Origin of the sequence: Lichenihabitans sp. PAMC28606 (assembly GCF_020616535.1) — a bacterium.
In the GTDB taxonomy this organism is placed as follows: Bacteria; Pseudomonadota; Alphaproteobacteria; order Rhizobiales; family Beijerinckiaceae; genus Lichenihabitans; species Lichenihabitans psoromatis.
The window spans coordinates 1,735,323-1,754,366 of the sequence record NZ_CP085136.1 but is presented as its reverse complement, the minus strand read 5'-3'; the positions used below and the strand labels follow the sequence as shown (position 1 = coordinate 1,754,366).

The window sequence follows — 19,044 nt, the reverse complement described above, 5'->3', positions numbered from 1 at the left end:
TTCAAATTGCACAACCACCGCGGTGCCAAAAAGATCGTGCGCGAGACGCGTCGATCGGTGTTGGTTCGGCGTTGGTGCGTCTAAGGCAAAAAAAGTCATGGCCTATTTGCGTTAGCTGACATCACATTCGGGGGCGCGGAGGACCGTCGCCGAAGGTTTCGGTGTCGTCTGGTGATGGAGCAGCTTTGGACATCCATTTCGATCCACTCGGTGGCTGGTCCGGCGACATGTTCGCGGCCGCGCTGCTCGATGCCTTTCCGAACCATTGGCCGGCCGTGCAAGATGCGGTCGCGGCGCTTGGGCTCGGAACCGAAGCGGCGTGTCGCCTCGTTCGGCATCGCGACCACGCCCTGACGGGCCGGCGCTTCATCGTTGCGGCGGATCATGCGTCGGCCTCGCCCCCAACGCCGGCTCATGTGCATCAGCATGATGATGACGAGCACGCCTCCCAGCACGATTACAACCGCGAGCATTCGCATCGGCATCGGGCCTGGGCCGATATTCGGCAACAGCTCGCTGACTCGCGGCTCGATCGCGCCACCAAGGATCATGCGATCGCGATCTTCTCGCTGCTGGCACAAGCCGAAGCCGAGGTGCATGGCGTGGCCGAGGACGAGGTCGCGTTTCACGAGGTCGGCGCGGTCGATTCTATCGTCGATATCGTCGTCGCGGCGCAGTTGATCGCGCTGATCGGGGCGGATCGCTGGACCTCCGCTCCGCTCCCGCTCGGATCCGGCCGGATCAGGACCGCACATGGTCTTCTGCCGGTTCCTGCCCCCGCGACAGCGCTGCTGCTCCGCGGATTGCCGACCATCGACGATGGCATCGCGGGCGAGCGCGTGACCCCGACCGGTGCCGCGATCGCGCGCTATCTGCTGGTGCCGTGGGACCATCTGCCCGCCCGCGGTCGCATTCTCGTTGCTGCCGGAACCGGCTTCGGGTCGAGGCTGCTGCCGGGCATCAGCAATTGTCTGCGCGTTCTCACATTTTCGCCGACCGCGCTAGTCGAGGTCGCTTCGTCTCAGCCGATCATCAGCCATCGCGAGCTTGGCGTCATCACGTTCGAGGTGGACGATCAAACGCCTGAGGATCTCTCGGCTGGGCTCGATCATCTCCGCGCCCTGACCGGCGTTCATGACGTCATCCAGAGCGTCGCCTTCGGCAAGAAAGGGCGCGTCGCGACCCAGGTGCAAGTGCTGGTCGCGCCCACCGAACTCGATGCCGCGATCGAACGATGCTTCGAGGAGACCACGACGATCGGCTTGCGGTTTCACATTGTGCGGGGCGCCGTGCTGGCGCGCGGCTTCGACGAGGTCGAGGCTGGCGGGGTCCTGTTGCGGGTCAAGACGGTTCAGCGTCCGGATGGAACAGCGACCGGCAAGACCGAGGCCGATGATGTCGCGGCGCAGCGCGGACATGCGGCTCGACGTGCCTTGAGACGCGAGGGCGAGACTCTGGCGCTGGCTAGGCTGACCGTCCTCAAGGAGCCAGGCGCATGAATATCGGTCTTGCCGGATCGACGGATGACAACGCAAGGCTCGCCGCCGTGCTGGCCGGCATGGGCGAGATTGCCATCGCGCTGAGCGGCGGCATCGATAGCGTGACGCTGGCAACCTTCGCGCATCGCCAGCGGTCGGGTGTCACGATGTTTCATGCGGTGTCGCCTGCCGTTCCCGGCGACGCCACCGCGCGGGTCGAGCGGTTGGCCGAGCAACACGGCTGGATCCTCCGGGTCGTCGACGCGGGTGAGTTCGACGATGCCGACTACATGGCCAACCCTGTCAATCGCTGCTTCTTCTGCAAGACGAACCTCTATGGCAGCATCGCGCGCCATACCGGCGCTCAGATGCTGTCGGGCGCCAATCTCGACGATCTCGGCGAGTATCGTCCCGGCCTCGATGCGGCTGGTCACCATGGCGTTCGCCATCCCTACCTCGAAGCCAAAATCTCCAAGGCCATGGTGCGCGCCATGGCGCGGCGGCTCGGCCTCGGTGATCTGTCGGACCTGCCGGCCGCCCCGTGCCTGTCGAGCCGGGTCGAGACCGGGATCGCCATCAACGCGCAGGTGCTACGCGCGATCCACAGCGTCGAACGCAGGCTGGCGCGGGACTTTCCGCTCGGGACAATCCGGTGCCGGGTGCGTGCCTCGGGGATCGTTCTCGAACTCGACGCCGGGACCCGTGCGGCGCTGGATCCGGGTCGAGTCGAGACGATCGAGGCCGAGGTCGAGACTATTTTTGCCGGGTTGGTTGCGGTCCCGACGCTGACGCTCGCGCCGTATCGAAATGGCAGCGCTTTCCTGCAGGGGATGCCTTGATGGTGGAGTTCAAGTTCGACTTCGATCGCCGCAAGCGGACCGGCCTCAGCGAAGCGGTGTTTTGTGCCGGCAAGTCGGTGGAGCAGATCGCCGCGATCCTCGATGGGGTCATGGATCGTGCGGGACGTCTGTTGTTGACCCGGCTCGATCCCGAAAAAGCGATGGCGCTCCCCTCGGATCTGCGGAACCGGCTGGATTACGATCCGGTGTCGCGAACCGCGATCCTCGGTGCGCCGGTGCCGATCCTGGCGGGTGAGCCGGTCGGCATCGTGATGGCGGGGACATCCGACGTCCCTGTCGGTCGGGAGGCGGCGCGAACTCTGTCGTTCGACGGCCAGCCTCGCGCGGAATTTACCGATATCGGCGTGGCAGGGCTTTGGCGGTTGATGGAGCGGCTGGACGAGATCCGTCAGTGCCCTGTGGTCATCGTGGTGGCCGGCATGGATGCGGCACTGGTCAGCGTTCTCGGGGGCCTGCTCGACGGCCCGTTGATCGCAGTGCCAACCTCGGTCGGCTATGGGGTTGCGGCTGGCGGACAGACCGCGCTCAACGCCTCCCTCGCGAGTTGCGCGCCCGGCGTCCCGGTCATGAACATCGACAATGGCTACGGGGGCGCATGCGCGGCTCTGCGGATCCTGACAAAGATCCGACGCTAAGCGCAAAAAAAAGGACCGCTAAAAGCGGCCCTGTAGTCTAGGGAGGAAACGCCCAAGGAGGGCATTGCAGCGCCGAAGCGCGCAACCCCAATCTATGCTGCGGCGCGGCATTAGCCACTGCTCATCTGTGCGGGCAGCCATGCGTCATCGGAATGGATATGCGTTTACTCCATCGCGCCGAGGAAATCGCCACGAAACGGCATCTGCCGGGTCTCGCCGCCGCGCTCCGTTACGGTCAAGGCGTCGGGCCCGGCGCTCACGTTCGTCACCTCCCCCCAGCCTGCCGGAACAGGAATGGCTCCGAAGGCGAAGTGAACGACGCGCTCGCCGTCGGGCACGAGCGTGAGGGCGGTCGGATAGCCGCGTGCCGTCAGCGTGTTGGGCGCGATAGACGCGCGATAACCGTCGATGAAGAACGAGCAGGCCTCCTCGACGCCGAGAACGCTCTTGTGTCGGCCCGAGAAGGGGGCGTAGTCGCGGCCGCCGTTGCTCAACCACAGGAGCGTGAAGGGCAGCACGCGGGGATCACGCAGGCCGAGATAGATGAAACCTCCGGCCGGTGCCAAGACGGCAGACCAGCCGAGCCGATGTCCGGGAGCCTCCGCCAGGAGGAGAAAATCCTCGGACGCTTCCGGGCCGGGTAGGGACCTGAGATCGACGGTGCCGCCGGACGCCAGCTTGACGGCGCTGAGATCGGCAAATTCTTGAGGATAGACAAGCGCCGAGCGCCCGCGCGCCGGATCGCTTTCGAGCGGGGTCGCCGGCGTCGCGCCAAAGGCTTTGGCCGAGAAACTCAGCCGCGCCCCGCCATCAACGCGCACCATCGGGTGGTGGCCGGCCGAGATGGCGCCCTCGCCACCAACGAAGCGATGCGTTTGATACACCACGGGATGACCGGGCCGGAGCGTGATCTCCTTGAAGAGCTGCGCGCCGAGCACGCGGTTCCGCAGCAGAAACCGGGCCGTGACGCCGCCGCCTTCCGGCTCGTGCTGACCGACCAGGTCCCACATCCCGTTCGCGGGCCAGCCATGATAGGGGCCATCGCCGGTGTCGTTCTCGGCGAAGGGCGCGCAAAAGAAGTCGCCGGCGAGCGATTTCAGCGTGATGCCAGCCTCGGCGTCGACCGCCTCGGGCATGCCGTCGTTGTGTTCGCCGGTTCGCCAATGCGCCCGATGCATCGGGCGCAGCGTCACGCCATCGACCACGAATTCCACGAGATCGAGGTGGCCGCCCTCGGGATTGAACAGGACTCGAGCGCCGTTCGTTTCGATCGTGATCATGTTGGTTTCCCTTGAGCCACAGGCGATGCGGCGAAGCTCTAGCGGCGGTTGCGGAGGCTGACAATCTGGTCGAGGGTACGGCCATCTTCGACTTGTCCAGCGAGTGTGCCTCTTGTCCGACTTCGTTTTCTCTCCCGCGCCCCCGCCGTTCGTTCCGGTGCTTGGCGGTGGGCGCTTTCCGGTGCGGCGCATCTTCTGCGTCGGCCGGAATTATGCCGAGCATGCGCGCGAAATGGGGGCCGACCCCGAGCGTGAGGCGCCGTTTTTCTTCACCAAGCCAGCCGATGCTCTGGTGATCGCCGGGGCCGACATGCCTTACCCGGCGCAGACCACCTCGCTGCATTACGAGGTCGAACTGGTCGCGGCCTTGTCGGGCGGGGGAGAGGATATCGAGGCCGCGCGCGCGCTCGATCTCGTGTTCGGCTATGCGGTCGGGCTCGACATGACCCGGCGCGACCTTCAGGCCGATGCGAAAAAGAGCGGCCGCCCCTGGGATATGGCGAAGGGCTTCGATGCGTCGGCTCCGATCGGCGATCTCGTGCCCTCCGCCCGGATCGGCCACCCGGCGCATGGTCGGCTCGAACTCAAGGTCAACGGCGCTGTGCGGCAGAGCGCCGACGTGTCGGCCATGATCTGGAGCCTGCCGGAAACGATCGCGTTTCTGTCACGGCTGGTGCGTCTCGCTCCTGGCGATCTCATCTTCACCGGGACGCCCGCCGGGGTTGGAGCCGTCGAGATCGGCGACCGTATGGAAGGCTCGATCGAAGGGGTCGGCAGCCTCGTCACGGTGGTGGCGGCGCGCGGACGCCCGTCGGCTTAGTCCAGGCTATCGATCCAGGCGGCGAGCTCGCTCAGCGTTGCCAATTCACGAAAACGGGGATGGTCGCGAGGCGGCTCGGTAGCCTCGTGGGCTCAGACGAGCCCGTAGGGAATCAGCGCCGCGCATCCACCCGCCTCGATGGCCGGAAGCACGTCAGACCGAACGGAATTGCCCGCCATGACGCTCGCGGCCGGATCGGTCCCGTAACGGGCGAACACCCGGGCGTAGGTCTCGGCGGTTTTGTCGCTGACGATTTCGACGCCGGAAAACAACGGGCCGAGGCCCGAGGCCGCGAGCTTCGATTCCTGGTGGAACAGGTCGCCCTTGGTGACGAGCACGAGGCGTCCCCGCGCCGCGAGGGCTTTGAGTGCGGCTTCGCCACCACCTGGAAGCGGTTCGACCGGGTGATTGAGCATGGCACGACCGGCCGCCAAACTCTCCGCCACAACCGAGGCCGGCACCGCTCCGTCCGACATGTCGATCGCCGTCTCGATCATCGACAGCGTGAAACCTTTGGGGCCGTAGCGACAGATTGCGGCTCTCAACCGCTGCGAGCCGCGCGTCGATCGCGTCCCGACGCCACCCGAACGCATGCGCGACATGGTGCGCTGCATCATCCGGCTTGCTTCCGACATAATCGCTACTTAGAGAATGAACGCTCATTCTCATGCATGGTTCAGTATGCCGATCGACGACATCACCATCTCGCCGGCCGAAGTCTCTCAGGCTGCGCGGCGTCAACGTATTTTCGACGCCGCCGAGCGGTGCTTCGTGCGGAACGGCTTTCATCGCACGACGATGCAGGATGTGGCTGCGGCAGCCGAGATGAGCGTCGGCAACCTCTATCGCTATTTTCCGTCTAAAGATGCGATCGTCCTTGGGTTGTCCGAGCGCGACCGAAGCGAGGCGCACGACCTGATTGTTGGCCTGTCCGACGACGATCTTTGGCCGGCTCTCAAGCGCCTGCTTCGGGAGCATGTGATCGAGAGCCCGCGCGAGAAATCGATCCTCTGCCTCGAGATCTGGGCCGAAGTGACCCGCAATCCGCGCCTCGACGAGATGCATCAGCGAATCGAAGCGGAAAATAAGGTCTGGTTTACGGATTTTTTCCGCCGCATCGCGGGGTCGTCCAACGACGAAGTCGAGGCCATGATGATGATGCTGCTGACCCAACTGAAAGGCATCATGGTCGATCGTGCCCTATCGGCGTCCTACGATGCGGAGCCGGCCTTCGCCCATTTGATCGCATCGATCGAGGCGTTCTTTCCGCCCCACGCGCTCGCGTCATCTGATGCAACGAAAAGCCTGAAAGGCGCCCGCTCATGATCTCCCGTTGGCCGATCGCGATCGTTGTCGCGGCAGCGGTGCTTCCCGCCTTGGCGCTGCCGATTCCCGCTCTCGCGGCCGAGGCGGCGATCAATCCGCCATCGGCGCCCACCACCGATCTTGCGCCGGCCGTGACGGTCGCGACGGCGACAACGCGGGATGTGGTCGAGCAAACGATCGTGACCGGCACATTGGTGCCGCGCGACGAGGTTCTGGTCTTGCCGGAGGTCGACGGCTACCGGATCACCGACGTGCTGGTCGAGGAAGGGATGACCGTGACACGCGGTCAGGTGCTGGCGCGTCTCTCCCGCGAGATGTTGGATCGGCAAATCGCCCAGCAGGTCGCCGCTATCGAAAAAGCAACCGCGACCGTGACGCAGGCCGACAGCAACATCATTCAGGCGGAAGCCGAGAACACCGAAGCCAAGCTCGCGCTCGATCGCGCCCGGCTGCTGATGCAAACCGGCAACTCGACCGCCGCCGTCATGGAAAGCCGAACGGCCGCGGCGCGCTCGGCCGAAGGCCGTCTCGCGTTCGCCCGCAACGGGCTCAACATTGCGAAGGCCGATCTCGCGCAAAGCAAGGCGGCACAGGACGAACTCGACCTGAAGCTTGCGCGAACCGATATCCGCGCCCCGGTCGATGGGATCATCAGCCGCAAGGTGGCGCGCCTCGGTGCCACAGCATCGAGTTCCGGCGATGCCTTGTTCCGCATCATCGCGCGCGGCGAAATCGAACTCGAGGGCGAAGTCATCGAAACACGGCTGCCGTCCTTGCGCCTCAACGCGCCGGCTTTGCTCGACATCGACGGCGGCGACCCCGTGCATGGCGTGGTCCGGGCCATCTATCCCGAAGTCGACAAAGCCACCCGTCTCGGCACGATCCGCATCAGTCTCGATCCGGACCCGCGCCTGCATATCGGTGCTTTCGCGCGCGGAACCGTGGAATTGGCCCGCAAGCGATCGGTCGCGGTGCCGCTATCGGCCGTGCTCTACGGAGCCGGTGGGGGTAGCAGCGTTCTCGTCGTGCGGGCCGACGATCATGTCGAGGCGCGGCCGATCCGTACGGGTCTTGTCGACGACACCTATGTGGCGGTCCTCAATGGGCTGAAGGAGGGGGACCGTGTCGTCGCCCGCGCCGGCAGCTTCCTGCGTGACGGTGACCGCATCAAGCCCGTCGCGGCGCCCGAGCCGGCGCTGAATTCCGCCAGCGCCGCCCCGACACCCTGAGGATCCATCATGCGCCTCAACATTTCGGCCTGGGCCATTCGCAACCCAATTCCACCGATCGTGCTGTTCGTCGTTCTCATGGTGCTCGGGCTCGCAAGCTTCCATTCGCTCGCCGTCACCCAGATGCCGAATGTCGATATTCCGATCGTTTCAGTCACGATCACGCAAGCGGGCGCCGCCCCAACCGAATTGCAGACCCAGGTCACCAAATGGGTCGAGGATTCCGTGGCGGGCGTCAACGGCGTCAAACACATCATCTCGGCCATCACCGAGGGCACCTCGACCACCACGATCGAATTTCGTCTTGAGGTGAATAGCGATCGTGCCGTCAACGACGTGAAGGATGCGGTGTCGAAAATCCGCGCCGATCTCCCGCGTACGATCGACGAGCCGATCATCAATCGAGTCGAGATCGCCGGGCTGCCCATCCTCAACTATGGCGCGACTGCTCCGGCCATGACGCCGGAGCAACTGTCCTGGTTTGTCGACGATACCTTGATCCGTGGCCTGCAGAGCATTCGCGGCGTTGGCGGCGTCGAACGCGTTGGCGGCGTCACGCGCGAGATCCGGGTCACATTGAAGCCCGACCGGCTGCTGGCGCTTGGGATCACGGCCGCGGACGTCAACAAACAGCTGCGGCTGACCTCGACCGATCTGGCCGGGGGGCGCGGCGAGATCGGCGGTCGCGAGCAGTCAATCCGCACACTTGCGGCCTCGCAAACGCTCGGCACGCTAAGAGCGACAAGCATCGTCCTGCCGGGCGGGCGCGAGGTGCGCCTCGACGATCTCGCCACGGTGACGGACGCGTTCGAGGAGCCACGGACCTTCGCGCGCTTCGACGGGCAGCCCGTCGTGTCGCTGGCCATCTCGCGCGCCACGGGCGCCAGCGACGCCTCGGTGGCCGAGGCGGTGCAGAAGAAGATCGACGAATTTTCCAAAGACTACCCGGACGTCCATCTTCAGCGGATCGATACCTCGGTCACCAAGACGTTCGGCAGCTACCAATCGGCGATGGATACGCTGATCGAAGGGGCCGTCCTGGCGGTGCTGGTCGTGTTCCTGTTCCTGCGCGACTGGCGCGCCACGCTCATCGCCGCTATCGCGCTGCCGCTCTCCGTGCTCCCGACCTTTTGGGTCATGAGCGCGCTCGGCTTCTCGCTGAATGCCGTGAGCCTTCTCGCCATCACGCTCGTGACCGGCATCCTGGTCGACGACGCGATCGTCGAGGTCGAAAACATCGTGCGCCACATGCGGCTGGGTAAATCCGCCTATCGGGCCGCGATCGAGGGTGCCGACGAGATCGGGCTCGCGGTCATCGCCATTACGGCGACGCTCGTCGCGATCTTTGCCCCAGTGAGCTTCATGGGCGGCATCGCGGGCCAATATTTCGTGCAGTTCGGGCTAACGATCGCGGCGGCCGTTATCATGTCGCTCTTGGTGGCCCGCCTCATCACGCCGATGCTGGCCGCCTATTTCATGCGTCACCATGGGGCCGCTGAAGAGCGTTCCGGCCTCGTCATGCGGGTCTACTCGCGTCTGGTTGGCTGGTCGGTTCGGCATAAGGTCATCACGCTCCTCGCAGGGCTGGTCCTGTTCGCGGGTTCGCTCGCCTCGACCACCCTGCTGCCCTCCGGCTTTCTGCCGAAGGAGGATTCGTCCCGCACCATGTTCGTGGTCGAACTCGCGCCTGGGGCGCGGCTCGACGACACGATCGCGGTGACAGACCGATTGAGCGACGAGATCAGAGCTTTGCCGGAGGTCACCTCGGTGTTCGTCGATGGCGGCCGCCAATTGCCCGGCAAACTGGAGACGCGGCTCGCCACGCTGGTGATCAATCTTTCGCCAAAGAATACCCGCGTGCGAACGCAAGCCGAGCTCGAAACTCTGATCGCGGGCCTGCTGCGGCAGGAGCCCGATATCCGCTCTTGGTCGCTGCGCGATGGCGGCCAGCGCGACATGAGCCTGATCGTGGCCGGTCCTGATCAGGGGATCGTGGCCGATGTGGCAGCACGCTTCCAGCGTGACGTCGCAGCCATTCCGCACCTCGTCAGCGTTATGTCGACCGCGCCGCTCGACCGGACCGAAATCCGCATTCGGCCGAAGCCGAGCGCCGCCGCCGACCTCGGTGTGTCGACCGACACCATCGCCGAGACTGTTCGGGTCGGCACCATCGGCGACATCGGCCTCAATCTGGCAAAGTTCAACGCGGTCGGCCGGCAGGTGCCAATCCGCGTGCTGCTACCGGAGGCGATACGAGGCAATCTCGCCGATCTCGAAACCTTGAAGGTACCGGCCAAGAACGGAACCGCCGTGCCGCTCGCCGCGGTCGCCGACGTCACGCTGGATCAGGGGCCGGGCTCCATCGATCGCTACGATCGCTCGGTGCGGGTCGCTGTAGAGGCCAATATGGAAGGCTCCGACGCCCTCGGCAATCTGATCGCACAAGCCATGCAGACGCCGACCGCGACGCATCTGCCACCGGGTGTCACGATCCGTCAGACCGGCGACGCGGAGATCATGGGCGAAGTATTCTCCGGCTTTCTCATGGCTATGGGAGCCGGCATCATGATGGTGTTCGGGGTGCTGATCCTACTGTTCGGATCGTTCCTGCAGCCCATCACGATCTTGTTCTCACTCCCGCTCTCCATCGGCGGGGCGATCCTGGGCCTCTTGATCTTCAACAAGCCGATCTCGATGCCGGTGGTGATCGGTATCCTGATGCTGATGGGTCTGGTGACCAAGAACGCCATCATGCTGGTCGATTTCGCGGTCAAGGAAATGGCCAACGGCGTCGACCGGATCACGGCAATAAAAGAAGCCGGGATGAAGCGCGCCCGGCCGATCGTCATGACGACGATCGCCATGGCGGCCGGCATGGTGCCGAGCGCCATGGCCTTCGGCATCGGTGGCGAATTCCGAGCCCCGATGGCGATTGCGGTGATCGCCGGGCTGTTGGTCTCGACACTTCTGTCGCTGGTGTTCGTGCCGGCCGTCTTCCTGCTGATGGACGACCTGCACAACCTGCTGGCCCGCATCTTCAAACGCTTCGTGGGGCAGCGGGACGAGGCTCAAAGCCATCCTCACGCCGCGCCCTCACACCCGGTTTAGTCTGGCATGAAGCTCATCGCGACGCCATTGATGCAGTAGCGCAAATGGGTCGGCGGCGGGCCGTCCTCGAACACATGGCCGAGGTGGCTTTCGCAGCGGCTGCAATGAACCTCGGTGCGGATCATCCCATGGCTGCGATCGACCGTGCTGGCGACCGAACCTTCGATCGGATCGTTGAAGCTCGGCCAGCCGGTGCCGCTGTTGAACTTGAAGCCCGAGCGGAACAAAGGCTGATCGCAACCGACGCAGACGAAGGTTCCGGCTCGCTTTTCATGATCCAGCGCGCAGCTTCCCGGCGCTTCGGTGCCGTGACCGCGCATCACGCGATATTGCTCCGGCGTCAGCATCTTGCGCCATTCGGCATCCGTCCGGGTGAAGGCTTGGGTGGTGGTGCTCATCGGCAATACTCCGATCTCGTAAGGGCGGGGGCAGACGCTCCCGCGTCCATGCTTATGTAGGGTCTCGGCTTGGCGGATGCCATGCAGCGGCGGCTCGTCGTTGACGAGGCGGCCGGTTCCGCATCAATGATCGAGGCGGAACACGCTCTCCTCCCGCGTCCGACGTCGCTCGAAAGGTCCTGTGCTTTGATCCAAGCCCCCCGCGACCTGCTGCGTGCCATGTTCGACGCTGCCGTCGCGGCGGCCTCGCCGATGCGCCGCGTGCCGCTATTTCTCCCGCCTCGGCCCAAGGGCCGCACCATTGTGATTGGGGCCGGCAAGGCCTCGGCCGAAATGGCGCGCGCGGTCGAAGTCGCCTGGGACGGGCCGCTCGAGGGCCTCGTGGTGACGCGAGATGGACATGCCGCACCCTGCGAGCGGATCGAGATCGTGGAAGCCTCCCATCCGGTGCCGGATGCGCGCGGCGAAGCGGCGGCCCGGCGTATTCTCGCTCTCGTTGGCGGCTTGACCGAGGACGATCTCGTGCTCGCGCTCATCTCCGGTGGCGGCTCGGCTTTGCTGAACCTGCCGGCCGACGGGCTCGACCTTGCGGACAAGCGCGCCATCAACACGGCGCTGCTCAGAGCCGGGGTGCCGATCGGCGAGATGAATATCGTGCGGAAGCATCTGTCGGCCATCAAAGGGGGGCGGCTTGCTGCCGCGAGCTTTCCGGCAAGGCTGGTGACGCTGGTGATCTCGGATGTGCCGCGCGACGACCTCTCGGTCATCGCCTCCGGTCCGACTGTTCCGGACCCGACGACATTCGCCCAGGCGCTCGACATTGTGCAGCGCTACGGCATCACCGGGCCGGCGCGGGCGATCGAGCATCTGCAGCGCGGCAAAGACGAGACGCCCAAGCCCGGCGATCCGCGCCTTGCTCGCAGCGAAACGATCCTGATCGCCACGCCGCAGATGTCGCTCGAGGCCGCCGCCGATGTGGCGCGCCGGGCCGGCGTCACGCCGCTGATCCTCGGCGACGCGATCGAGGGCGAGGCCCGCGAGGTCGGCCGCGTCATGGCGGGCATCGCTCAGCAGGTCGCGTTGCATGGGCAACCCGCGCCCGCGCCTTGCGTGCTGATCTCGGGCGGCGAAACCACGGTCACGGTGCGGGGTGGCGGGCGGGGTGGCCGCAACGTCGAATTCCTGCTGGCCCTCGGCCTCGCGCTCGACGGCTTGGCGTTTGTGTCGGCTATCGCGGGCGATACGGATGGGGTCGACGGAGCCGAAGAGGTGGCCGGCGCGATCATCACGCCCGACACGTTGCGGCGCGCGGCCGCGCTCGGGCTCGACCCCAAAGCGAGCCTCGCCGACAACGATGCCCATCGGTTCTTCGACGTGCTCGGCGATCAGGTCATCACCGGCCCGACCCGCACCAACGTCAACGACTTTCGCGCGATCCTGATCGAGCCGGCCTAACCACATCGGTGATCGTGACTTTGTCTGGTAGTGTCTCAGTTTAAAATCCGGCGGGGTTGACGATGCGGGTCGCGTGAACGAGGCTCGATGCCTTCAAACACCGCCTAGTTACCACTGCCAAAATATTTTGGATAGTTCTTTAGCGCCTCGAAAAGAAGAGCTTTGCGCCTAAGAAAGCGAGGCTTTTTTAGCATATGCAGAGCGGTTTGTCAAGGCGCGAAGCGTCATATTGACACCGAATTCGGTAGGCCAACTTGTATAGCTTGTTAGACAAAGAGGAGAGGCGAATGCCGACAGGACCACAGGGGCAAAAGCGCCCCCCCGACGCGATCGGCAATGCGGTCCATGTGATGCGCATTGCCACTGGAGAGGTATCTGAAAACCTTAAAGAGCCATCGGGCAAGGTACGTAGCGGCATGGCTGGGTCCAAAGCTCGCGTAGAAAATATGACAGCAGAGGCTCGGTCTACGAACGCCAAAAAGGCGGCGGCCGGTCGCTGGGGGTAAAAATGAATAAATATGTCCGCCCTGTTTTACGGGCAAACTACCGCAAGACTGTAGAAGTGATTCTGTTTCTTATTGAAGAAGCGGAAAGAAAAGGCGTGTATGTTACCACGTATGATATCTTGAAGACTATTTTTGTAGCTGATGTATCACATATAAATAATTATGGCCGTCCTGTATCGTTCGATAACTATTATGCGATGAAAGATGGCCCGGTTCCATCTGCAGCTTATGAGCTTCTTGGCGACGAGAGGCCTGAAAAGTATGGTCATGTGCATGGGGAATGGCCGCTTTGGCAAAAAGAAGCCTCCCCTTCCGATGGGAACGGAGTAGTAAAGTTCGTAAGGCCAAAGCGGTCGGCGAACACTAGGTTGCTGTCGGAGACCGATATTTCGGCTCTCAGAGAAGCCATGTCTTTGATAAAGGCTCAAAGCTTTACCGAGACACGCGATATGACGCACGAGTATCCCGCATATATTGAGGCATGGCAGGAAAAAGGAGACAAGAAATCCTATCTCATGGATTTCAGTCTTTTAGTTGAAGAGAAGGATGACGACTTCGTCTCAGACGTAGTCCATGCGTCCCATTACAGCTAATGTTCAAGGCTGGCGATGTCATTCATTTCTATAGCGAAGTAGCCAGCAAAAAAAAGTACCATCTTTGCTTAAGTCTGAATGGCTATTTTTTGTTTATTAATTCTCCGAAAACGAAGGCGTTTAAGGGGGATTTTACGGTGCCGTGTACGGCAATTTCTTGCATTAAACCTACCGAAAGCGGGAAGTCGATAATTTCCTGTTCTACGATCGTGAGAATGAATGATGCCGAGTTGAGGCATGTGAAAGCAGAATATCTAGGGTCTATTGAAAAGCGGTACCTTTTTGACCTCATCAAATTCGTCGAGAATTCACCGGTTTTGTCCCCTGAAGACAAACAGGCGATCCTCGATCAGCTGGGAGATTCAATCTGAACATTTTCCTTGCTAAAGTCAGTTAGCAAGCATAAAGTTCAGTCTATGAACAAACTGCCTCTCGCCAAGCGCGTCCAGATCCTCTCGATCCTGTGCGAGGGCGGCTCCATGCGGTCCGCCTCGCGGCTGGCGGACGTGTCGATCAACACTGTGTCGAAGCTCTTGATCGACGCGGGCCAGGCGTGTGCTGCCTTCCACGACGAGCGGGTGCGGGGCGTCCGGTCCAAGCGCATTCAGTGCGATGAAATCTGGTCCTTCACCTACGCCAAGGCGAAGAACGTCGGCACCGCCAAGTCCGCCCCGGAACAGGCTGGCGACACTTGGACCTGGACGGCGCTCGACGCCGACACGAAGCTGATCGTCTCGCACTTCGTCGGAGATCGCGATGCGGAGTGCGGTCGGTGGTTCATGGACGACGTTGCCAAGCGCCTCGCCAGCCGCGTCCAGCTCACCACGGACGGGCACAAGGCCTACCTCGTGGCCGTCGAGGGCGCGTTCGGCATGGACGTGGACTGTGCGCAGCTCGTGAAAATGTACGGGGATGCTCCGGGCAACGCCAAGGGCCGTTACAGCCCCGCTGACTGCACTGGCATCAAGAAGGTGCCTGTCATGGGCTCACCCGACCCGAAGCATGTCAGCACGTCTTATATCGAGCGCCAGAACCTCACGATGCGGATGCATATGCGCCGGTTCACCCGGCTCACGAACGCCTTCTCCAAGAAGTTCGAGAACCACGCTCACATGGTCGCGCTCTATGCGGTCTGGTACAACTTTGTTCGTGTCCACAAGACGCTTCGGGTATCGCCCGCCATGGCCGCGAACGTGTCGGATCGGCTTTGGAGCATGGAGGACGTTGCCGAGGTGTCGGAGGTATTCCATGTTAAGCCTGCGACGAAGCGCGGGCCGTACAAGAAAGCCAAAATGCAGTGAGTACAGCAAGAAACATTGCAGACGGAGCTTTTCGCGGTGCGGCGACTGCCGTGCTCGCCTTCGTCGCATGGGTCTCGTTTGATGCTTGGTATTGGAAACTGGCGCTTTTTCTCGTGCTGTCGTTCGTTTTCACCGTGACCTATGGGGGCATAAAGCTTTCGATCACTCGGCGGAGAGCTATCCGCGACGATCGCATTTCAAACTGAGACACTACCCTTTGTCTGGTTGACTATCTTTCCTACGGGTGAAAATCTGCGCTGCCAGATCGGTAAGATCGGCTGGCCGAGTCAGTGCTGAAGGATCGACGGAATGCGGATCGCCATCATCGGGGCAGGGCCGAGCGGGCTGGCGCAACTCCGATCTTTCGAAGCCGCGCGCCGGGGCGGGGCCGAGATCCCAGAGATCGTCTGCTACGAGAAGCAGAGCAATTGGGGCGGCTTGTGGAATTACACCTGGCGCACCGGCCTCGATGAGCACGGCGAGGCTGTGCATGGCAGCATGTATCGGTACCTGTGGTCCAACGGCCCGAAGGAATGCCTCGAATTCGCGGATTATTCGTTCGAGGAGCATTTCGGCCGGCCGATCCCGTCCTACCCGCCGCGCGCCGTCCTGCATGATTACATCGCGGGCCGGGTCGAGCGGAGCGACGTCCGCAAATATATGAAGTTCTGTCACGCGGTGCGGCATGTGGCGTTCGACAAGGCGACCGGCCTCTTCACCGTGACGGTCAAGGATCTCGTCCAGGACGAAACCCTGACCGAAACGTTCGATTACGTGGTGGTGGCGACCGGGCATTTCTCGACCCCGAACGTGCCCTATTTCGAGGGGCTGGAGCGATTCCCAGGCCGGGTGCTCCACGCGCATGATTTCCGCAGCGCCGACGAATTTGCGGGCAAGCGTCTGTTGCTGGTCGGCAGCAGCTATTCGGCCGAGGACATTGGCATCCAGTGCCACAAATATGGCGCCGCCTCGGTCACCTTCAGCTATCGCACCAAGCCGATGGGCTTCGATTGGCCGGAGGGCTTCAAGGAAGTGCCGCTGCTGACGCATGTGACCGGCAAGACCGCTTACTTCAAGGACGGCACCAGCCAGGATGTCGATGCCGTCATCCTCTGCACCGGTTATAAGCACCATTTCCCGTTCTTGCCGGACGACATGCGGCTGAAGACCAACAACCGCCTCTATCCGCTCAGCCTCTATAAGGGCCTTGTCTGGGAGCCGAACCCCAAGCTGATCTACATCGGCATGCAGGATCAATATTACACATTCAACATGTTCGACGCTCAAGCGTGGTACGCGCGGGACGTCATGCTCGGCCGCATCGCGCTGCCTGCGCCGGACCTCATGGCGGCCGACATCGCCGCATGGCGCGCCCGCGAGGAACTGCTGGAGAATCCGTTTCAGGCGATCGATTTCCAGACCGACTATGTGCGTGATCTGCTGGCCGCCACAGATTACCCGGTGCTCGACGTCGACCGCGTGGCCGAACTCTTCAAGGAATGGGAGCACCACAAGGTCGAGGGCGTCCTGACCTATCGAGATCGCTCCTATCCGTCGACCATCACAGGCAATATGGCGCCGGTGCACCATACGGTATGGCTTGAGGCCTTGGACGATTCGATGCAGACGTTCTTGGCCGTCCAATCCACGCCAGAGCCAGCCGCCGCCAAAACGATGGCCTGAACCTTTCATGCGGGAGCCAGCACGATGAGCAACACGTCCGATCTCGCTCCCGCCGTCAAGACAGCCCGGATGTCCGAGCGCAAGGTCGTTCGCGGTGGCTCCTGCGCGACGGCCTCGCTCCGGCCCGGGGACCGGATTCGGCTGCGGGACCCGGAAGGATTGCAGCCGCTCGATCTCTTCGTGTTCGATCAGCACGGCCGCGATGCGGGCGACATTCTCGGCCGCCCCGCATCGACGGGACGACTGGCCGACGTGCTGGCGGGGGAGGGCGAGGAGCCGGCCGCCGCCGCGCGGGCGCTCGCGGCTCTTGGTTTGACTGAGGCGGATGCTCGACCCTACCGGGTCATGGAGAGTGGCGGCGAGCCGGGTGCGGTGTTCGATTTCGTGGCGCCGGCTCCGCTGGTGCTGGTCGTCTCGGCGCCGGGCTCCCCGATGGCGCCGGACGAGCAGACACCCGCGACCGAACTGCATCTCGAGATCGATCGCGCTGACGGGTCCTCGCCCGATCTCCCGCCGCCACTCGCGGCTGTGACGCTCGATCTGCGGATACCGGCCGCGACCGCCAAGGCTTATCGGGTCCGAGCCGGCGACTACATCCAGATCATCGACGTGGAAGGCCGGCAATGCTCGGACTTTCTCGCCTTCGATGCGGCGCAACTCACCGACGGGATCGAGAAGGGGTTGGACCCGACCGTAACCCGGACCCTGATGGGCTCGGCCTTTCCTGGGCCGGGACTCCATTCCAAATATTACGACGAGGATATGCAGGCTCTGGTCGAGGTGGTGCGCGACACGGTCGGCCGCCACGACACATTCGCGCTGGCCTGCAGCGCTAAATATTACGACGACGTCGGCTATCCCGGCCATCCGAACTGCTCGGATAATTTCAACGAGGTCTTGAAGCCGTTCCACGTGCGCGCCCGCAAAGGCTGGCCAGCGATCAACTTTTTCTACAACACCTGCATCGAAACCAGCAACGCGCTGACATCGGATGAGCCGTGGTCCAGGCCCGGCGATTATGTGCTGCTCCGCGCCTTGACCGACCTTGTTTGTGCGTCGTCGTCCTGCACCGACGACATTGATCCGGCCAATGGCTGGAACCCGACCGATATTCACATCCGGGTCTATGACGGCAACGCGACTTTCTCCAAGGGATCAGCCCTCCGCATGACGCCCGATGCCGAACCTCGTCTCACGCGCGACAGCGCCTTTCAGCCGCGCCTGCAGGCCTTGGCCCGCAGCTTCGTGGATTATCGCGGCTTTTGGCTTCCGACGAGTTACACGGGACGCGGCGCCATCGAGGAATATTGGGCCTGCCGCGAACGGGCCGCCATCATGGATCTGTCGGCTCTGCGAAAGTTCGAGGTGATCGGCCCCGATGCCGAACAGCTTCTCCAGCGCACCATGACGCGCAACATCGCCAAACTGGCGGTGGGACAGGTCGTCTATACGGCGCTGTGCTACGACCATGGTGGCATGATCGACGACGCGACGGTGATGCGGCTCGGCGCCGCGAATTTCCGGGTGATCGCCGGGGAGGATTTCACCGGCGTCTGGTTGCGCCAGAAGGCCGAGGACTGGGGCCTCAAGGTCTGGGTGAAATCCTCGACCGATCAACTCCACAATCTCGCGATCCAGGGGCCGAAGAGCCGCGATATCCTCAAGGACGTGATCTGGACGGCGCCGACCCAGGCATCATTGCCCGAACTGAAGTGGTTTCGCTTCACGATCGGCCGCATCGGCACGGCGTCCGGGCCGCCGGTCGTCGTGTCGCGCACCGGCTATACGGGCGAACTTGGCTACGAGGTTTGGTGCCACCCCAAGGATGCTTTGGCGGTGTGGGATGCGATCTGGGCGGCGGGTCAGCCCCATGGAATGTCGCCGCTGGGCTTCGAGGCGCTCGATATGCTGCGGATCGAGGCCGGGCTCGTTTTCGCGGGTTACGACTTTAGCGACCAGACCGATCCGTATGAGTCCGGTATCGGATTTGCGGTGGCCGACAAGGACGTCGATTTCGTCGGGCGTGAGGCGCTGGCGCGACGCAAGGCCAATCCGGCGCGTCGCATGGTCGGACTCGATCTGACCGGCAACGAGACGATCGGCCATGGCGACCCTGTCTTCGTCGGGCGCGCCCAGGTGGGCGTGGTGACGAGCGCAACCCGCTCGCCGCTGCTCAAGCGCACGATCGCGCTGTGCCGTCTCGATGTCGCCCATGCGACCCTTGGTACGGCGGTCGAGATCGGCAAGCTCGACGGTCACCAGAAACGCCTGTCCGCCACCGTCGTGCCGTTTCCACATTTCGATCCGCAGAAGACCCGCGTTCGGGCGTAAGCCTCTTCGATTTCAGCGTGGCCGAACGTGGTCAAACGTCG

Annotated in this window: 15 protein-coding genes; 12 read left to right on the top strand and 3 right to left on the bottom strand. The window is 63.3% G+C overall.

Features of this window, described 5'->3' with window-relative positions:
- Window positions 1-185 precede the first annotated feature (185 nt).
- From LGH83_RS08255 to larB, 3 genes are read left to right on the top strand one after another with little or no spacing between them, the layout of a single operon-like run.
- Window positions 186-1,499 (top strand): LarC family nickel insertion protein, encoded by a 1,314-nt coding sequence (locus LGH83_RS08255; RefSeq protein WP_227401368.1) that lies wholly within the window; start codon window positions 186-188, stop codon window positions 1,497-1,499.
- A complete protein-coding gene (locus LGH83_RS08250) occupies window positions 1,496-2,317 on the top strand; it encodes an asparagine synthase-related protein (protein WP_227401367.1) in 822 nt (273 codons plus the stop codon). The genes LGH83_RS08255 and LGH83_RS08250 overlap by 4 nt, the downstream gene beginning before the upstream one ends.
- Complete coding sequence (gene larB, locus LGH83_RS08245; protein WP_227401366.1) at window positions 2,317-2,973, top strand: nickel pincer cofactor biosynthesis protein LarB; 657 nt, start codon at window positions 2,317-2,319, stop codon at window positions 2,971-2,973. Before LGH83_RS08250 ends, larB begins: the two co-directional genes overlap by 1 nt.
- A 164-nt stretch (window positions 2,974-3,137) precedes the next feature.
- Here the strand turns inward: larB and LGH83_RS08240 are convergent, their stop codons facing one another.
- Window positions 3,138-4,253 carry a hypothetical protein gene (locus LGH83_RS08240; RefSeq protein WP_227401365.1) on the bottom strand — a complete coding sequence of 372 codons (1,116 nt, stop codon included), beginning with the start codon at window positions 4,251-4,253 and terminating at the stop codon, window positions 3,138-3,140.
- Between the two features lie 112 nt (window positions 4,254-4,365).
- Here LGH83_RS08240 and LGH83_RS08235 point away from each other — a divergent pair, with 112 nt between their 5' ends.
- Complete coding sequence (locus LGH83_RS08235; protein WP_227401364.1) at window positions 4,366-5,073, top strand: fumarylacetoacetate hydrolase family protein; 708 nt, start codon at window positions 4,366-4,368, stop codon at window positions 5,071-5,073.
- 92 nt (window positions 5,074-5,165) lie between these two features.
- On the opposite strand, the gene LGH83_RS08230 is transcribed toward LGH83_RS08235, so the two are convergent.
- Window positions 5,166-5,675: an HAD family hydrolase gene (locus LGH83_RS08230; RefSeq protein WP_227401363.1), complete on the bottom strand. Its 510-nt coding sequence runs from the start codon at window positions 5,673-5,675 to the stop codon at window positions 5,166-5,168.
- A 79-nt stretch (window positions 5,676-5,754) separates the two neighbouring features.
- Between LGH83_RS08230 and LGH83_RS08225 the strand changes: the two genes are divergently transcribed.
- From LGH83_RS08225 to LGH83_RS08215, 3 genes are read left to right on the top strand one after another with little or no spacing between them, the layout of a single operon-like run.
- Window positions 5,755-6,399, top strand: coding sequence for a TetR/AcrR family transcriptional regulator (locus tag LGH83_RS08225; protein ID WP_227401362.1), 645 nt, complete (start codon window positions 5,755-5,757; stop codon window positions 6,397-6,399).
- Window positions 6,396-7,628: an efflux RND transporter periplasmic adaptor subunit gene (locus tag LGH83_RS08220; protein ID WP_227401361.1), complete on the top strand. Its 1,233-nt coding sequence runs from the start codon at window positions 6,396-6,398 to the stop codon at window positions 7,626-7,628. The genes LGH83_RS08225 and LGH83_RS08220 overlap by 4 nt, the downstream gene beginning before the upstream one ends.
- A 9-nt stretch (window positions 7,629-7,637) precedes the next feature.
- The gene (locus tag LGH83_RS08215; protein ID WP_227401360.1) at window positions 7,638-10,736 is read left to right on the top strand and encodes an efflux RND transporter permease subunit; all 3,099 of its coding nucleotides are present in this window, start codon (window positions 7,638-7,640) and stop codon (window positions 10,734-10,736) included.
- On the opposite strand, the gene msrB is transcribed toward LGH83_RS08215, so the two are convergent.
- Window positions 10,733-11,134, bottom strand: coding sequence for a peptide-methionine (R)-S-oxide reductase MsrB (gene msrB, locus LGH83_RS08210; protein ID WP_227401359.1), 402 nt, complete (start codon window positions 11,132-11,134; stop codon window positions 10,733-10,735). The two genes, LGH83_RS08215 and msrB, sit on opposite strands and share 4 nt — an antisense overlap.
- A 189-nt stretch (window positions 11,135-11,323) precedes the next feature.
- Between msrB and LGH83_RS08205 the strand changes: the two genes are divergently transcribed.
- The 5 genes from LGH83_RS08205 to LGH83_RS08185 all read left to right on the top strand — a co-directional run bounded on the left by LGH83_RS08205 (window position 11,324) and on the right by LGH83_RS08185 (window position 19,003).
- The gene (locus tag LGH83_RS08205; RefSeq protein WP_227401780.1) at window positions 11,324-12,589 is read left to right on the top strand and encodes a glycerate kinase; all 1,266 of its coding nucleotides are present in this window, start codon (window positions 11,324-11,326) and stop codon (window positions 12,587-12,589) included.
- A gap of 508 nt (window positions 12,590-13,097) precedes the next feature.
- Window positions 13,098-13,688, top strand: a complete 591-nt coding sequence (locus tag LGH83_RS08200; RefSeq protein WP_227401358.1) for a SocA family protein — start codon at window positions 13,098-13,100, stop codon at window positions 13,686-13,688.
- Window positions 13,689-14,104: 416 nt separating this feature from the next.
- Window positions 14,105-14,989 (top strand): IS1 family transposase, encoded by an 885-nt coding sequence (locus LGH83_RS08195; protein ID WP_227401357.1) that lies wholly within the window; start codon window positions 14,105-14,107, stop codon window positions 14,987-14,989.
- A 309-nt stretch (window positions 14,990-15,298) separates the two neighbouring features.
- On the top strand, window positions 15,299-16,672 hold the full coding sequence (locus LGH83_RS08190; RefSeq protein WP_227401356.1) for an NAD(P)-binding domain-containing protein: 1,374 nt from the start codon (window positions 15,299-15,301) through the stop codon (window positions 16,670-16,672).
- 24 nt (window positions 16,673-16,696) lie between these two features.
- The gene (locus LGH83_RS08185; RefSeq protein ID WP_413771123.1) at window positions 16,697-19,003 is read left to right on the top strand and encodes a DUF1989 domain-containing protein; all 2,307 of its coding nucleotides are present in this window, start codon (window positions 16,697-16,699) and stop codon (window positions 19,001-19,003) included.
- The last annotated feature ends 41 nt before the right edge of the window (window positions 19,004-19,044 follow it).

What these genes read in the sequence shown, in the direction of transcription:
- LGH83_RS08215 (WP_227401360.1), top strand. Translation starts at nt 7,638, where the DNA reads ATGCGCCTCAACATTTCGGCCTGGGCCATTCGCAACCCAATTCCACCG.
- msrB (WP_227401359.1), bottom strand. Translation starts at nt 11,134, where the DNA reads ATGAGCACCACCACCCAAGCCTTCACCCGGACGGATGCCGAATGGCGC.
- LGH83_RS08220 (WP_227401361.1), top strand. Translation starts at nt 6,396, where the DNA reads ATGATCTCCCGTTGGCCGATCGCGATCGTTGTCGCGGCAGCGGTGCTT.
- LGH83_RS08225 (WP_227401362.1), top strand. Translation starts at nt 5,755, where the DNA reads ATGCCGATCGACGACATCACCATCTCGCCGGCCGAAGTCTCTCAGGCT.
- LGH83_RS08195 (WP_227401357.1), top strand. Translation starts at nt 14,105, where the DNA reads ATGAACAAACTGCCTCTCGCCAAGCGCGTCCAGATCCTCTCGATCCTG.
- LGH83_RS08250 (WP_227401367.1), top strand. Translation starts at nt 1,496, where the DNA reads ATGAATATCGGTCTTGCCGGATCGACGGATGACAACGCAAGGCTCGCC.
- LGH83_RS08185 (WP_413771123.1), top strand. Translation starts at nt 16,697, where the DNA reads ATGAGCAACACGTCCGATCTCGCTCCCGCCGTCAAGACAGCCCGGATG.
- larB (WP_227401366.1), top strand. Translation starts at nt 2,317, where the DNA reads ATGGTGGAGTTCAAGTTCGACTTCGATCGCCGCAAGCGGACCGGCCTC.
- LGH83_RS08200 (WP_227401358.1), top strand. Translation starts at nt 13,098, where the DNA reads ATGAATAAATATGTCCGCCCTGTTTTACGGGCAAACTACCGCAAGACT.
- LGH83_RS08190 (WP_227401356.1), top strand. Translation starts at nt 15,299, where the DNA reads ATGCGGATCGCCATCATCGGGGCAGGGCCGAGCGGGCTGGCGCAACTC.
- LGH83_RS08240 (WP_227401365.1), bottom strand. Translation starts at nt 4,253, where the DNA reads ATGATCACGATCGAAACGAACGGCGCTCGAGTCCTGTTCAATCCCGAG.
- LGH83_RS08230 (WP_227401363.1), bottom strand. Translation starts at nt 5,675, where the DNA reads ATGTCGCGCATGCGTTCGGGTGGCGTCGGGACGCGATCGACGCGCGGC.